The sequence below is a fragment of the Shinella sp. 838 genome, from assembly GCF_029623935.1.
Classification (GTDB): domain Bacteria; phylum Pseudomonadota; class Alphaproteobacteria; order Rhizobiales; family Rhizobiaceae; genus Shinella.
In genome coordinates, this window is sequence record NZ_JARSBQ010000001.1 from 243,826 (window position 1) to 258,379 (window position 14,554).

Sequence of the window (14,554 nt, forward strand, 5' to 3'; positions counted from 1 at the left end):
GGGTCGCGTGCTGCCGTCTATCGTTTTTGAAGCCGCCGCGATGGCGCGGAGACCGAATTGCGCACGATCAGATCCGGCCGGAGCAGGATTTCCGTTTCGGCCGGCTCGCTGTTGGAAAGAAGCTCGAACAGCAGCGCCATGGCGCTCTTGCCGATGGCGGTGCGCGGCTGGCGGATCGTGGTGAGGGCAGGGGTCATGAAGCTTGCCTGCGGCACGTCGTCGAAGCCGGTGACGGAAAAATCGTTCGGAATGTCGTAGCCGCGGGCACCGAGGCCGATCATTACGCCGATCGCCGTCTGGTCGTTCACGCACATGAAGGCGCTCGGTAGCGTATCGCGCATGAAGAGCTGTTCGAGCGCGAGGCGCCCGCTCTCGATCGTGCCGTCGCCCTCTAGGATGATACGCTCACCCACCGGCACGCCGGCGGCGTCGAGCCCGGCATCGTAGCCCTGGCGCCGGCGACTATAGGCGAGGCGGGTGCGCGAATCGCCGATGAAGGCGATCTTGCGATGCCCTTCGGCGATGAGGAGATCGACCGCCTTGCGCGCACCCTCGATGTCGTCGACGCCGACATAGGGGATGCCGCCATTGTAGACCGGTTCGAAGACCCCGACGCTGGGCGGCAGGCGGGCCGTCATGGACTGGTGGCCGAAGGGCAGGATGCCGGTGAAGAGGATCAGCCCCGCCGCCTGGTTGGAGTTCAGGAATTTCAGATATTCCAGGCCGCGTTGCGGATCGTTCTGCGTATGGCCGATCAGGATGCCGTAGCCGTGCGCACGCGCCTCGTTTTCCAGGCCCACGAGGATGTTGGAGAAGTTTGGGTCGCCGATATCGGGCGCCACGACGAGGATCATGTTCGACCGGCCGAGGCGCAGGCTCCGTGCCATCGCATTGGTCGTGTAGCCGGTGATGGCGATCGCCTGGTTGACCTTCAGCCGGGTCGAATTCGCCACCTTTTCCGGCGTGTGGATTGCCCGCGATACGGTCGCGATCGAGACCTGCGCGATGCGCGCGACATCCTCGATCGTGGCAGGGCTGGACGTCGACAAACTGGCTCTCACTCGGCACGGGCAATTCCGATAGGGGTGCGAAGCGATGCATCCGGAACTGCATTAACAAACGAAGTGCGGGGACACTACACAGACTGGACTGAGGGTCAAACGGCGCTTGGCGAAAATTCCTGATATCCAATGATGTAAACCTTTACATTGGGAGTGTAAAGGTTTACATCACATCTCAAGCGGTCGAGGAGCCGCAGGGAGGAAATCATGAATCCGGACGCTGCCGACGGGGCTCCCGTCGTTCTCGCTGCGCGCCGCATCGCCAAGTCTTTCAATGGCGTGCAGGTGCTTTTCAGCGTCAATTTCGAGCTGCGCGCCGGCGAGATTCATGCGCTGATGGGCGAGAACGGCGCCGGTAAGTCGACGCTCGTCAAGATCCTCTCCGGCTTCGAACAGCCGACCTCGGGCGAGATCCTGCTCGATGGCCAGCCGGTCAAGCTGCCGCCGAACGGCCAGGCCGAACAGCTCGGCATCGTCATCATCCACCAGGAATTCAACCTCGCCGAACATCTGACCGTCACCGAAAGCCTGTTCCTCGGCCGGGAGGTGACGCGCTATGGCGTGCTGGACCGGAAATTCATGCGCGCCGAAACGCGCCGCGTGCTCGACCAGCTCGGGTCCCATGTCGATGAAACCGCGCTGATCAGCTCGCTCTCGATAGCCGACAAGCAGATGGTGGAGATCGCCAAGGCCATCAGTCGCGACGCGCGCATCATCTTCATGGACGAGCCGACCGCCGTCCTGTCGCGCGAAGAGACGAACTATCTCTTCCGCCAGGTGCGCAAGCTGCGGGAAAAGGGAACCTCCTTCGTCTTCGTCTCGCACAAGCTGGACGAGGTGATGGAACTCACGGACCGGGTCACGGTGCTGCGCGACGGCCAATGGGTGAAGACCGCGCCGACCAGCATTCTCGATGGCGAGTCCATCGCGCAGCTGATGGTCGGCCGCGAGCTTTCAAGTCTCTATCCCTCCAAGCAGGAGCCGAGCGTCGACGAAGAGGTGACGCTTTCGGTGGCGGGACTTTCGACCCACTACGTCAAGGATGCGAGCTTCGAGGTCCGCAAAGGGGAAATCCTCGGCTTTTCCGGCTTGATCGGCTCCGGCCGTTCGGAGCTGATGGAAGCGGTGGCCGGACTTCGCCCGCGCCTTGCCGGCGAGGTTTTGGTGCGGGGCGAGAACGTGCCCGGCGGCGATGTGCATGCCGCCAATCGCGTCGGCATCGCCTATATGACGAAGGACCGCAAGCAAAAGGGGCTGCTCCTGAACTCCCGCATGACGGCGAACCTCACGCTGCAATCGCTGGGGAAGCATGGCAAGTACGGCTACCTCAGCCCGAAGAGTGAAGCCGAGGCGCTGGAACGGGCGCGCCGCCGGTTCGACATCCGTGTGCGTGACGGGCGCGTCGTTGCCGGCCGCATGTCGGGCGGCAACCAGCAGAAGCTGCTGCTTGCCAAGGTCATGGAGACCGAACCCGACGTCATCATCATCGACGAGCCGACGCGCGGCATCGATGTCGGCACCAAGCAGCAGATCTACCATTTCATCTCCGCGCTCGCCCGCGACGGCAAGTCGATCATCGTCGTCTCCTCCGAGATGCCGGAGATCATCGGCCTGTGCACCCGCGTCGCCGTGATGCGGGAAGGGCGGATCGTCGGCATTCTCGAAGGCGAGGAGATCTCGGAACAGGAGATCATGCGCTATTCGGCAGGGTTGAAGAAGAAGACCGCTGCCTGAGCCTTGCGCCGGCGGCATCACACAGAATCAGGTTTGGGGACGAACATGACGGCAAGCGAAGACGCGGTCGAAACGAAGGGCAAGGGCCGCAGCTGGCGGGATGTCGATCTGAGAGCCGTCGCGCCCTTCGCGGCACTGGCTCTGCTGCTCGTCGTCGGCGCGCTGGTGAACCCCAACTTCATTGGCTTCACCAACCTGGCAAACGTGGCGACACGTAGCGCCTTCATCGCGATCATCGCGGTCGGCGCCACCTTCGTCATTTCGTCCGGCGACCTCGATCTCTCGGTCGGCGCCATGGTCGCCTTCGTCGCCAGCCTCATGATCCTCTTCATGAATTCCGGTGCGATCGCCGATCCCTCGCTGATGCTGACTGCCGCCATGGTCCTCACGGTCGTCATCGGCGCGGGATGCGGCCTTTTGAACGGCCTCATCACCACCGTCGGCAAGATCGAGCCCTTCATCGCGACCCTCGGCACGATGGGCATCTATCGCGGCCTGACGACCTGGCTGTCGCAGGGCGGTGCGATCACGCTGCGCGAGCCCGAATTGCAGGCGCTTTATCGCCCGGCCTATTTCGGTTCGATCTTGGGCGTGCCGGTGCCGATCGCCGTCATCTTCGTCGTCACCGCCATTGCCGCCTTCGTCCTCTATCGCATGCGCTATGGCCGGCATGTCGTCGCCGTCGGCTCGAACAGGGATGTCGCGCGCTATTCGGGCATTCCGGTTGACCGCGTGCGTACCATTGCCTTCGTCATCCAGGGCCTGTGCGTCGCCATCGCCGTGCTGCTCTACGTGCCGCGTCTCGGCTCCACCTCGGCGACGACGGGCATCCTCTGGGAATTGCAGGCGATCACCGCTGTCGTTGTCGGCGGCACGGCGCTGAAGGGGGGAGCAGGCCGCGTCTGGGGCACGATCTGCGGCGCCTTCATCCTCGAATTGGTCGGCAACATCATGCTGCTCTCCAACTTCATCAGCGAATACCTGATCGGAGCCATCCAGGGCGCGATCATCATCATTGCGATGCTCGTCCAGCGTTCGCTGGTGCGCAAATCGTGAGACCAGGCAGTTCCAGCCACGGAATTGCGGGGAAGTAGCCGGGTCTACAGGTCGCCCGGCCTCTGAGGAAGACCTGATTTTGGGAGGAAACTCATGCGCAAGAAACTACTGGGCCTGACGGTTGCGGCGCTCGCCGTCTTCACCGGCTTCGCTCATGCACAGGAAGAGAAGAAGGTGACGATCGGCGTCTCGATCCCGGCGGCCAGCCACGGTTGGACGGCAGGCGTGATCTTCCATGCCGAGCGCGTCGCCAAGCTCCTGATGGCGAGCCATCCGGGCCTCAACGTCGTGGTCAAGACGTCGCCCGATCCGGCAAGCCAGGCAAATGCCGTGCAGGATCTCGCAACGCAGGGCATCGATGCGCTCGTCATCCTGCCGACAGACCCGGATCCGCTGGTCAATGCCATCAAGGAAATCAAGGGCAGCGGCACCTTCGTCGCGCTGGTCGACCGTGCGCCGAGCACGAACGACAATTCCGTGCGCGACCTCTATGTCGCCGGCAACAACTTTGCGCTCGGCCAGACGGCCGGCGAATACATCAAGGCCACCACGCCGGAGGCTGAAGTCGTCGTCATCCGCGGCATGCCGATCCCGATCGACCAGGAGCGTCAGGACGGCTTCGACAAGGGTATCGAAGGTTCCGGCGTGAAGGTTCTCGATCGCCAGTACGGTAACTGGAACCGCGATGATGCCTTCAAGGTCATGCAGGACTACCTTACCAAGTACCAGAAGATTGACGTTGTGTGGTGCCAGGACGACGACATGGCCGTCGGCGTCCTGCAGGCCATCGAGCAGGCCGGCCGCACGGACATCCAGTATGTCGTGGCGGGCGCCGGTTCGAAGGACATGATCAAGAAGGTCATGGACGGCGACAAGATGATCCCGGTCGATGTGCTCTATCCGCCGGCAATGGTCGGTACCGCGCTCGAAATGACCGTCGCCAACTTCTACGGCCAGGTTCCGGTCCGCGGCGTCTACACGATCGACGCGACGCTGGTGACGAAGGACAACGCGAAGGACTTCTACTTCCCGGATTCCCCGTTCTGATCTGACAAAGACATGCCGCCCGGGACATGATGGCCCGGGCGGTTGCGCTGCGCTCGCGTCATCCTCGGGTCAGGCCCGGCCATGGCGGAGGAGAAGGGCGCCAGCCTTGCGATTCGGCATTGCCCACCCCGCCAAACGCCGATAGCTTTCCACGCGCTGCGGTACGTACCGCAAAAAAGTATCGTTGGCCGGCCACAGGAAACGGCCCGGTCCATGGGAGGATGCCACAGATGAAGACGATCAAGGGCCCGGCCCTGTTTCTCGCCCAGTTCGCCGGTGACGCCGCGCCGTTCAACTCCTGGGATTCCATCACCAAATGGGCCGCCGATATCGGTTACAAGGGCGTGCAGGTCCCGAGTTGGGACGCTCGCCTGATCGATCTCAGGAAGGCCGCCGAATCCAAGGCCTATTGCGACGACTTCGCCGGCAGGGCGCGTGAGAACGGCGTCGAGATCACCGAGCTTTCCACTCACCTCCAGGGCCAGCTGGTCGCCGTGCATCCAGCCTATGACGAGGCCTTCGACGGGTTCGCGGTGCCGGAGGTGCGCGGCAATCCGAAGGCGCGGCAGGAATGGGCAGTTGAGCAGGTGAAGATGGCGCTGACGGCTTCGCGGCACCTTGGCCTTGATGCCATGGCCAGCTTTTCCGGCGCGCTCGCGTGGCCCTTCGTCTATCCCTGGCCGCAACGGCCGGCCGGCCTCGTCGAGACGGCCTTCGACGAACTGGCGAAGCGCTGGAAGCCGATCCTCGACCATGCAGAGGAAAATGGCGTCGACGTCTGCTACGAAATCCATCCCGGTGAGGACCTGCATGACGGCATCACCTACGAGATGTTCCTGGAGCGAACCGGCAACCATGCCCGTGCCTGCATGCTCTACGACCCCTCGCACTATGTGCTGCAGTGCCTCGATTATCTCGACAATATCGACATCTACAAGGACCGCATCCGCATGTTCCATGTGAAGGATGCCGAGTTCAACCCGACGGGCCGGCAAGGCGTCTACGGCGGTTACCAGAGCTGGGTGAATCGCGCCGGCCGCTTCCGTTCGCTCGGCGACGGCCAGGTCGATTTCGGTGCCGTCTTCTCCAAGATGGCGGCCAATGATTTCGCCGGCTGGGCGGTGGTGGAATGGGAATGTGCGCTAAAGCACCCGGAGGACGGCGCGCGCGAAGGCGCGGAGTTCGTCAAGGCCCACATCATTCGTGTGACGGAGAAGGCTTTTGATGACTTTGCCGATGCCGGGACGGATCAGGCGGCCAACCGGCGCATGCTCGGGCTTTAATGTTGGCGAAGAGCTCATTCCGCGCTTGAACTTTTAGGAGGAACATTCATGGCAATCGAAGGAAGCGCCAGCGAGGCGCGGGAGGGCCGCATCCGGCTCGGCATGGTCGGCGGCGGTTCGGGCGCGTTTATCGGCGCGGTGCACCGCATCGCGGCGCGTCTCGATGATCAATACGAACTTGTCGCCGGTGCGCTGTCGTCTTCGCCGGAAAAGGCGGAACAGTCGGCCCGCGAACTGGGGCTCGACCCCTCCCGCAGCTATGGCAGCTTCAAGGAAATGGCGATCCGCGAGGCGAAGCTGAAGAACGGCATCGAGGCTGTGGCGATCGTCACGCCGAACCATGTGCATTTCGAGGCGGCGAGGGAGTTTCTGAAGCGGGGCATCCATGTCATCTGCGACAAGCCGCTGACTTCCACCCTCTCGGATGCCCGCAAGCTGAAGAAGCTGACGGAGGAGAGCGATGCACTCTTCGTGCTGACGCACAACTACACCGGCTATCCGATGGTTCGCCAGGCGCGGGAAATGGTGGCCAATGGTGATCTCGGCGCGATCCGGCTTGTGCAGATGGAATATCCGCAGGACTGGCTGACCGAGGACATCGAAAGCGGCGGCCAGAAACAGGCGGCCTGGCGCACCGATCCGTCGAAATCCGGTGCCGGTGGTTCGACAGGGGATATCGGCACGCATGCCTACAATCTCGGGTGCTTCGTCTCCGGGTTGGAGCTTGCCGAACTTGCCGCCGATCTCGACAGCTTCGTGCCGGGCCGCCGTCTCGACGACAATGCCCATGTGATGATGCGCTTCAAGGAAAAGAACGGTGTCGCCGCCAAGGGTATGCTCTGGTGCAGCCAGGTGGCCCCGGGGCATGAGAACGGCCTGAAGGTGCGGGTCTATGGCACCAAGGGTGGTCTCGAATGGGTGCAGGCCGATCCGAACTACCTCTGGTACACGTCCTTCGGCGAGCCGAAACGCCTGATCACCCGGGGCGGTGCCGGTTCCGGCGCCGCGGCCGCCCGCGTCAGCCGCGTTCCGGCTGGCCATCCGGAAGGTTATCTCGAAGGATTCGCCAACATCTATTCCGAAGCGGCCCGGGCCATTCACGCCAAGCGCAAGGGCGCGCCGGTCGATCCCGCCGTCACCTATCCGACGGTGGATGACGGCCTCAAGGGCATGCTTTTCGTCGATGCCTGCGTGCAGTCTTCGAAGAAGAACGGAGCCTGGGTCAAGGTCTGAGGTTTTTTGATCGCCGGTCGCCGCCTCCAGGGGGGGCGGCCGGGTACCTTTCAGGCAAAAATGCTGCCGAGGCGGATCACCAGTTTCTTGTCGAACAGGTGGCCTCGGTCGAACATCCAGTTCAGGGCGTCCCGTGTGGTCCACGGCCGCTTGTAGGGACGGGTGCTCGTCAGGGCCTCGAAGACGTCGCAGATGGTGGCGATCCGGATTTCCTGGCTCAGCTTGTCGGCCTTGAGACCGAGCGGGTAGCCGCTGCCATCCAGGGTTTCGTGGTGGTATCGGCAGATGTCGAGCACCAGATCGGAAACGTTGGCCTGCTCCTTCAGCAGGCGATATCCGAGTTCGGGATGGCCGCGCACCAGGCGTTTTTCGTCGCTGTCCAGCCGGCCGCTCTTGTTGAGAACGGTATTCGGGATCATCAGCTTGCCGACATCGTGCAGCAAGCCTGCAACGCCGAGTTCGCGCACGGCGCTGTCGTCATGGTCGAGCAGGCGGGCAAGGCGCATCATCAGCGCACTGACAGCCAGCGAATGCACGTAGGTGCCCTCGTCCTTCGTCTTCAGGCGCGTGACCTTCAGGAAGACATCGGGGTCGGCGTCGATACGCTCGGAAATCTCGTCGGCGACCGGGGATAGTGCGTCGATTTCCAGCTGACCGGTTCTCGCTGCGTCGAAGCTGGTGCGCAGGGATCGGGCCGATTCTGCCACTGTCTCCAGCGTGCGCTTGCGCTCTTCGGCGGCTTGCGTTGCAGGGGCGGGGCCGGTGGCGAGGTCTATGTCCACCGTGCTTTTTTGTGGATTGATCAGGGCATAGGCGGCGGAAGTCGCCAGGATCGCCCGTACGGTTTCGTCGGACTGGACAAGGAAGCGACGCCCTGAAAATTCGGCGTTCGGGCATTCCAGCGATTCTACGAACATGCCCTTCCGCACGAGATGCTTCGCAATTCGTCGTACCACGCCAGTGTCTCCGTCCCAGCTATTGGTAGTTTAAGGGACAAGTTCCTAACCTTTGTTTAAGCAATCCCTGTTTGACGAGCCTTGCGACCCTTTGCTGCAAGTTACAAAATTCGGCTGAATGCGAAAGGTATTGATTTTTGCGGCCAGGACTCTTACTGCAACGTTGCAGTTTCAATGACAAGCGTTTGCCGCGCACGAAAGACGACAATGAACGATCCCAAGATCCTTGCCGACCGCTTTCCCGGCGATTTCGTGTTCGGCGTGGCGACGGCCGCCTTCCAGATCGAAGGTGCTACGAAGCTGGATGGTCGCAAGCCCTCGATCTGGGATGCGTTTGCCAACATGCCGGGCCGTGTCTATGGTCGGCACAATGGCGATGTGGCCTGCGATCACTACAACCGGCTGGAAGAGGACCTCGATCTCATCCAGTCGCTCGACGTGTCGGCCTACCGGTTCTCTATCGCCTGGCCGCGCGTCATCCCCGAAGGCACGGGGCCGGTGAACGAGAAGGGGCTGGATTTCTACGATCGCCTCGTGGATGGCCTGAAGGCACGTGGCATCAAGGCCTTTGCGACGCTTTATCACTGGGATCTGCCGTTGATGCTGGCCGGCGATGGCGGCTGGACGGCGCGGCAGACGGCCTATGCCTACCAGCGTTATGCGAAGACCGTGATCGCCCGGCTGGGCGACCGGCTGGATGCGGTCGCGACCTTCAATGAGCCCTGGTGTTCCGTCTGGCTAAGCCATCTCTACGGCATTCACGCACCGGGTGAGCGCAACATGGACGCCGCACTGCACGCCCTGCACTTTACCAACCTGGCGCATGGCCTCGGTGTTGCGGCGATCCGCGCCGAGCGCCCGCAGCTTGCCACCGGTCTCGTTCTCAATGCGCATTCCATCTATGCCGGTAGCGCCGGGGAGGCCGACCTGGCGGCGGCCACGCGCGCTTTCGATTTTCACAACGGCGTCATCTTCGGGCCGGTCTTCAAGGGTGAATATCCCGAAAGCTTCCTCTCGGCGCTCGGCGATCGCATGCCGGCGATCGAGCCGGGCGACATGGAGACGATCAGCCAGCCGCTCGACTGGTGGGGGCTCAATTATTATACGCCGATGCGGGTTGCGCACGATGTGTCGGAAGGGGCGGAATTCCCTGCGACCGTGCCGGCACCGCCGGTTACCGACATCAGGACGGATATAGGCTGGGAGGTGTTTGCGCCGGCGCTCGGGGATCTCATCCGCAAGCTCAATGCGGATTATGCGCTGCCCGCCTGTTACATCACGGAAAACGGCGCCTGCTACAATATGGAGGTCGAAAACGGTGCGGTCGACGACCAGCCGCGCCTCGACTACATCGCCGAACATCTCGGCGTTACGGCAGATCTCATCCGTGAAGGCTATCCGATGCGCGGCTATTTTGCCTGGAGCCTCATGGACAATTTCGAATGGGCCGAAGGGTACCGGATGCGCTTCGGCATCGTGCATGTCGACTATGGCACGCAGGTCCGTACGGTCAAGAAAAGCGGCAAGTGGTATGCCGAACTTGCCGGGGCCTTTCCCAAGGGCAATCATCGGGCCGCCTAGCGGCCCGCACTCCCTTGTATTGTCGTGCCGGCCGTAAAGGATTCATAACGGTTCTGCCGCATCATTTCCGCTTGGTTGGAGAAGACGATGCTGCGGCTAGCGCGCCACCTTTCTGGCATGATCGGCGCCCGACGGCTTGCAGTCGTACTGGGCGTTCTGGCCTCCTTTGCCGTCGTCGTCAGCCTTGCGACCGTGCTCGTCATGATGGCGCTCGGCTTCCTTGCGAACCGGGCGAACGAGCTCGATGCGGAGCGCACGCGCCAGACGGTGTTTGGCGCGCTCTCCTCCATGCGCAGTTCCATGGTCACCACCGTACGCGACTATGCCGTCTGGGACGACGCGGTGCAGGCCACCTACGGCACGCCCGATATGCCGTGGCTGGTTGCCAATATGGGGGTTGCCACGGAAGGCGGGCCGCTCTTCGACACGGTCTTTCTGATCGATGAAGCGGGCAAGACGATGCTTGCCTATCGCAATGGTGCGCCTGTCGAGGCCGATGCACGCGCCTATGGCGGCCCGACCTTCACGGACATGCACCGCAAGATCCTTGAGGCCGGGCTCGATCCGGGCGAAGAATTGGGGGCCTTCCTGCAAACGCCGGACGGGCCGGCCGTCGGCGCCATTTCCGCGATCCGGCCGATGTCCGATGCGGTCAAGGCACCCTCGGAGGCCCTGCGCACGCTCTTCATCATCCGGCACCTGACACCGGCCCGCATTGCCCGCATCGCCGACAACTTCCTGATCTCGGGCCTGATGCTGACCGAGGCCGCCCCGCCGGCAGGCCTCGCCGTTCCGCTGAACGATCCGGGCGGCAGGGCCATCGGTTTTCTTTCCTGGACACCGGATGCGCCGGGTGACCAGAGCTATGCGCAAGTGCGTCCCCTGGTGCTGCTGGCGCTGGCCGGTGTCGTCTTCTTTTTCGTGCTTCTCGTTTTGACCGGCGCGGCCTTTACGATCCGTCTCAAGGCGGACGAGAACACGGCCCGGACCCAGGCTCTCACCGACAGGCTGAGCGGCCTCCGGAACCGCACCGGCCTCTATCTCGGCCTTGACGAGCTGAATGGCCGTGCGACGGAGGAGGAGGGCGACGTCGTGATGCTCTATCTCGACCTCGACGGTTTCAAGGATGTCAACGATTTCTATGGCCATGCGGTCGGCGACCGGCTGATACGCGGGGTTTCGGCCGGGCTCTCGCGTCTCGTTCCGGCCAAAGCCATGCTGGCCCGCATCGGCGGCGATGAATTCGCCATCGCTTTCATCGACGGGCCCGACGGGCCGGAGGCTGAGCGTCTCACCCGGTCCATTCTGGATTTCTTCTCCGAACCTCTCGCAATCGGCGAGCGCGTTGCCGTGGTCGGTGCCAGCATCGGCCTTGCTGTCTCGCGCCGGGGCGGCGTCGGCGGCGAGGAGCTTCTGCGGCGGGCGGATGTCGCCATGTACCGCGCCAAGCATGCCGGCCGCGGCCGCGCCATGCACTATGAAACACTGATGGACGACGACCGTGACGAGCGGCGGGAGATGGAGGAGGCCTTGCGGTCCGCCGTTGCGCGCGGTGAGATCGACGTCGTGTTCCAGCCGATCGTCGCCGCGCGGAGCCGGACCATCTGCGGCGTCGAGGCACTTGCCCGCTGGTCGCGCGGCGGAACGAAGCCCGTGCCGCCGGACGTCTTCATCCCCTTGGCGGAATCGACCGGCATCATCGATGCGCTCGGGCCGCTTGTCCTGAAGCGGGCCTGCGAGGCGGCACGCAACTGGCCGGAGGTGGGCGTCTCGATCAACGTGTCGCCGGCGCAGTTCCGCAATCCCTATTTCCCGGACCGGGCGCTGAGCATCATCGCGGAGGCGGGCATTGCGCCGTCCCGTGTGACGCTGGAAATCACCGAGGGCTATTTCATCCAGAACCCAGGCCGGGCGAAACTCGTCATGGACCGGCTGAAGGCCGGTGGCGTGCGTATCGCGCTCGATGATTTCGGCGCCGGCTTTTCCAGCATCGGCTATCTCATCCGCTTCGGCTTCGACCGCATGAAGATCGACCGCTCGCTCACGATTGCCGGCGAGCAGTCGCCGAAGGGCGGCGCAATGCTGCAGGCGACGGTGGCGCTCGCCACATCCTTCGACATGCCGGTGACGGCCGAGGGGGTGGAGACGGCGGAACAGGCCGCCTTCCTCCATCTGTGCGGCTGCGACCAGTTGCAGGGCTATTTCTTCGGCAGGCCAATGAGCGAGGCGGCGATCAGCGATCTGCTCGCTCCGCCGGCCGATATCGAGGCTGCGGCCGGCTGATTATTTTCCGAGGTGGCGTTCGCCGCGTTTCTTCGCAAGGTCCATCTGCAACTGGCGCTGACGGAAGCGCAGGCGATCGTCCTCGCTGCGTGCTGCGTGGCAGTGCGGACAGGAGACGCCGGCCTCGTAAAGCGGCGAAGTGATCTCTTCTGCCGTCAGCGGATGGCGGCAGGCGCGGCAGAGCCTGTGCTCGCCCTCTTCCAGGCCATGCAATACGGAGACGCGCTCGTCGAAGACGAAACACGCACCTTCCCAGAGACTTTCTTCTGCGGGCACTTCCTCGAGATATTTCAGGATGCCACCTTTCAGATGGTAGACCTCGTCGAACCCCTGTTCCTTCATGAAGGCGGTCGCCTTCTCGCAGCGGATGCCGCCGGTGCAGTACATGGCGATCTTCGGCTTGTTGTGCAGGCCGGTATTCTCCCGCACCCAGTCCGGAAACTCGCGGAAGGTCTTGGTGTTCGGATCCACGGCGCCCTTGAACATGCCGATCGCGGTCTCGTAGTCGTTGCGCGTGTCGATGACGATCGTCTCCGGGTCGGAGATCAGCGCATTCCAGTTCTCGGGCGCCACATAGGTGCCGACGGAACGCGTGGGGTCGATGTCCTCGACGCCCATCGTGACGATCTCCTTCTTCAGCCGCACCTTCATACGCAGGAAGGGCATCTCGGCCGCGTGGCTTTCCTTGTGTTCCAGTGCGGCGAATTCCGGCTGGCTGCGCAGGAAGGCGAGCACACGGCGGAGGCCATCGGCCGGGCCGGCGATCGTGCCGTTGATGCCCTCATGGGCGAGCAGCAGCGTCCCGCGCACGCCGTTTTCCTCGCAAAGCGCCTGCAGGGGGGGGCGCAGTTCGGCAAAGCGCGGAACCGCGACGAAATGATAGAGCGCGGCGACAAGAAAGCCGCTGGCCGGGACGGGCGAAGAAATCTCGTGGGTCATGGCCGCCACATACAACCTCGCCGCTTTTCAGGCAATGCGGCGTAGCGGCTCAGGCGAGCTGATGCAGCCGCGCGCCGTCGCTGATGCCGAGCGCCATGGACTGGTTGGAATACTGGCTTTCGCCCGTCACTTCCCGGCCCACCCAGTTGGGCAGCTCCGGATCGTCATGGATCGAGGCAAGCTCTACCTCGGCGATGACAAGCCCGCGATGGGCGCCCTCATAGACATCGACTTCCCAGACGTGGCCCTCGTGCGGCACCTTGTAGCGGACTTTCTGGATGACGTTGCCGATGGCATGGCGCAGCATGTCCTCAGCCTCGTCGCGGTCGATTTCGAACTCGTATTCATCGCGTACGAGCGCGGTGTGTCCGACCTTGAGGGTAATGCGTGACTGCCCGTTGCCGTAGATGCGGACCCGTAGAGACCGGTCGTCCTGGGCGACAATATAGGCCTGCCGTATGGCGATGCCTTCGTCTGCGAAGGTACGCCACCGCTGCCCCGATACCAGGAACTTCCGCTCGATCTCTTTCGCCATAGGCTCGCTTTCGCAGTTGGAGATGGGCTTGGGCGAGGGGAACACTACACGATAAGTCTGTCATGACAAGAGAAGCCTTCATGCTTTAGGCTCGACACGACGTCGCAGACGCGCTATTCGGGTCAAAATTCAATCGTTTTAAAAGGTCGTGCCATGAGCGAGAAGAACGCCAAGCTCCTTTCCGTCCTGAAGCTGCAGCCGGTGGTGCCGGTGCTGGTCATCGAGGACCTCTCGACTGCCGTTCCGCTGGCGCGCGCGCTGGTGGCGGGCGGCCTCAAGGCCATCGAAATCACGCTGCGCACGCCCGCCGCGCTGGAGGCGATCCGCGCGGTCGCCAACGAGGTTGAAGGTGCCGTTGCCGGTGCCGGCACGATCCTCAATGCTGCGCAGTTCGAGGCGGCGGTCGAGGCCGGCTCGCAGTTCATCGTCAGCCCCGGCACGACGCAGGAGCTGATCGACGCGGCTGCCGACAGCGACATCCCCCTGCTGCCGGGTGCCGCCACGGCCAGCGAGGTCATGGGCCTTCGCGAAGAGGGCTATCAGGTACTGAAGTTCTTCCCGGCCGAACAGGCGGGCGGAGCCGCTTACCTGAAATCGCTGTCCTCACCGCTCGCCGGCACGCTGTTCTGCCCGACGGGCGGCATTTCGCTCGCGAATGCCCGCGACTACCTCTCGCTGCCGAATGTCGTCTGCGTCGGTGGCTCCTGGGTGGCGCCGAAGGACCTCGTCGCCAAGGGTGACTGGGCGGGCATCACCAAGCTCGCCGCGGAAGCGGCGGCGCTGAAGGGCTGAGGCAGGTTCAGCGGTTTTGCAGACGGGCGGCCCTTGGTCGCCCGTTATGCATTT

The 14,554-nt window shown here is 63.4% G+C and carries 12 protein-coding genes; 8 read left to right on the forward strand and 4 right to left on the reverse strand.

Features of this window, described 5'->3' with window-relative positions:
* Positions 1–17 precede the first annotated feature (17 nt).
* Positions 18–1,049: a LacI family DNA-binding transcriptional regulator gene (locus tag P9A16_RS01125; protein WP_023517131.1), complete on the reverse strand. Its 1,032-nt coding sequence runs from the start codon at positions 1,047–1,049 to the stop codon at positions 18–20.
* 219 nt (positions 1,050–1,268) lie between these two features.
* On the opposite strand from P9A16_RS01125, the gene P9A16_RS01130 reads away from it, so the two are divergent.
* The 5 genes from P9A16_RS01130 (at position 1,269) to P9A16_RS01150 (ending at position 7,414) form a co-directional block, all read left to right on the forward strand.
* Positions 1,269–2,795, forward strand: a complete 1,527-nt coding sequence (locus tag P9A16_RS01130) for a sugar ABC transporter ATP-binding protein (protein ID WP_023517132.1) — start codon at positions 1,269–1,271, stop codon at positions 2,793–2,795.
* A gap of 45 nt (positions 2,796–2,840) precedes the next feature.
* Complete coding sequence (locus P9A16_RS01135; RefSeq protein WP_023517133.1) at positions 2,841–3,851, forward strand: ABC transporter permease; 1,011 nt, start codon at positions 2,841–2,843, stop codon at positions 3,849–3,851.
* A 93-nt stretch (positions 3,852–3,944) separates the two neighbouring features.
* Complete coding sequence (locus tag P9A16_RS01140; RefSeq protein ID WP_024270906.1) at positions 3,945–4,898, forward strand: substrate-binding domain-containing protein; 954 nt, start codon at positions 3,945–3,947, stop codon at positions 4,896–4,898.
* 230 nt (positions 4,899–5,128) lie between these two features.
* A complete protein-coding gene (locus P9A16_RS01145; RefSeq protein WP_024270905.1) occupies positions 5,129–6,181 on the forward strand; it encodes a sugar phosphate isomerase/epimerase family protein in 1,053 nt (350 codons plus the stop codon).
* A gap of 48 nt (positions 6,182–6,229) precedes the next feature.
* Entirely contained in the window at positions 6,230–7,414 is a 1,185-nt protein-coding gene (locus P9A16_RS01150) for a Gfo/Idh/MocA family protein (RefSeq protein ID WP_023515691.1), read from the forward strand.
* Positions 7,415–7,464: 50 nt separating this feature from the next.
* Here the strand turns inward: P9A16_RS01150 and P9A16_RS01155 are convergent, their stop codons facing one another.
* On the reverse strand, positions 7,465–8,370 hold the full coding sequence (locus tag P9A16_RS01155) for an HD-GYP domain-containing protein (RefSeq protein WP_024270904.1): 906 nt from the start codon (positions 8,368–8,370) through the stop codon (positions 7,465–7,467).
* 207 nt (positions 8,371–8,577) lie between these two features.
* On the opposite strand from P9A16_RS01155, the gene P9A16_RS01160 reads away from it, so the two are divergent.
* Positions 8,578–9,951, forward strand: a complete 1,374-nt coding sequence (locus P9A16_RS01160; protein ID WP_024270903.1) for a GH1 family beta-glucosidase — start codon at positions 8,578–8,580, stop codon at positions 9,949–9,951.
* Between the two features lie 87 nt (positions 9,952–10,038).
* A complete protein-coding gene (locus P9A16_RS01165; protein ID WP_023512016.1) occupies positions 10,039–12,234 on the forward strand; it encodes a putative bifunctional diguanylate cyclase/phosphodiesterase in 2,196 nt (731 codons plus the stop codon).
* Here the strand turns inward: P9A16_RS01165 and trhO are convergent, their stop codons facing one another.
* The gene (gene trhO / locus P9A16_RS01170) at positions 12,235–13,173 is read right to left on the reverse strand and encodes an oxygen-dependent tRNA uridine(34) hydroxylase TrhO (protein ID WP_037408103.1); all 939 of its coding nucleotides are present in this window, start codon (positions 13,171–13,173) and stop codon (positions 12,235–12,237) included.
* A gap of 49 nt (positions 13,174–13,222) precedes the next feature.
* Complete coding sequence (locus P9A16_RS01175; RefSeq protein WP_023512018.1) at positions 13,223–13,708, reverse strand: CYTH domain-containing protein; 486 nt, start codon at positions 13,706–13,708, stop codon at positions 13,223–13,225.
* A gap of 153 nt (positions 13,709–13,861) precedes the next feature.
* Here P9A16_RS01175 and P9A16_RS01180 point away from each other — a divergent pair, with 153 nt between their 5' ends.
* Complete coding sequence (locus P9A16_RS01180) at positions 13,862–14,500, forward strand: 2-dehydro-3-deoxy-phosphogluconate aldolase (protein ID WP_023512019.1); 639 nt, start codon at positions 13,862–13,864, stop codon at positions 14,498–14,500.
* Positions 14,501–14,554 lie beyond the last annotated feature (54 nt).

Excerpts from the sequence above, each read along its gene's own strand:
- P9A16_RS01130 (WP_023517132.1), top strand. The coding sequence starts at position 1,269 with ATGAATCCGGACGCTGCCGACGGGGCTCCCGTCGTTCTCGCTGCGCGC.
- P9A16_RS01135 (WP_023517133.1), top strand. The coding sequence starts at position 2,841 with ATGACGGCAAGCGAAGACGCGGTCGAAACGAAGGGCAAGGGCCGCAGC.
- P9A16_RS01140 (WP_024270906.1), top strand. The coding sequence starts at position 3,945 with ATGCGCAAGAAACTACTGGGCCTGACGGTTGCGGCGCTCGCCGTCTTC.
- P9A16_RS01145 (WP_024270905.1), top strand. The coding sequence starts at position 5,129 with ATGAAGACGATCAAGGGCCCGGCCCTGTTTCTCGCCCAGTTCGCCGGT.
- P9A16_RS01150 (WP_023515691.1), top strand. The coding sequence starts at position 6,230 with ATGGCAATCGAAGGAAGCGCCAGCGAGGCGCGGGAGGGCCGCATCCGG.
- P9A16_RS01160 (WP_024270903.1), top strand. The coding sequence starts at position 8,578 with ATGAACGATCCCAAGATCCTTGCCGACCGCTTTCCCGGCGATTTCGTG.
- P9A16_RS01165 (WP_023512016.1), top strand. The coding sequence starts at position 10,039 with ATGCTGCGGCTAGCGCGCCACCTTTCTGGCATGATCGGCGCCCGACGG.
- trhO (WP_037408103.1), bottom strand. The coding sequence starts at position 13,173 with ATGACCCACGAGATTTCTTCGCCCGTCCCGGCCAGCGGCTTTCTTGTC.
- P9A16_RS01175 (WP_023512018.1), bottom strand. The coding sequence starts at position 13,708 with ATGGCGAAAGAGATCGAGCGGAAGTTCCTGGTATCGGGGCAGCGGTGG.
- P9A16_RS01180 (WP_023512019.1), top strand. The coding sequence starts at position 13,862 with ATGAGCGAGAAGAACGCCAAGCTCCTTTCCGTCCTGAAGCTGCAGCCG.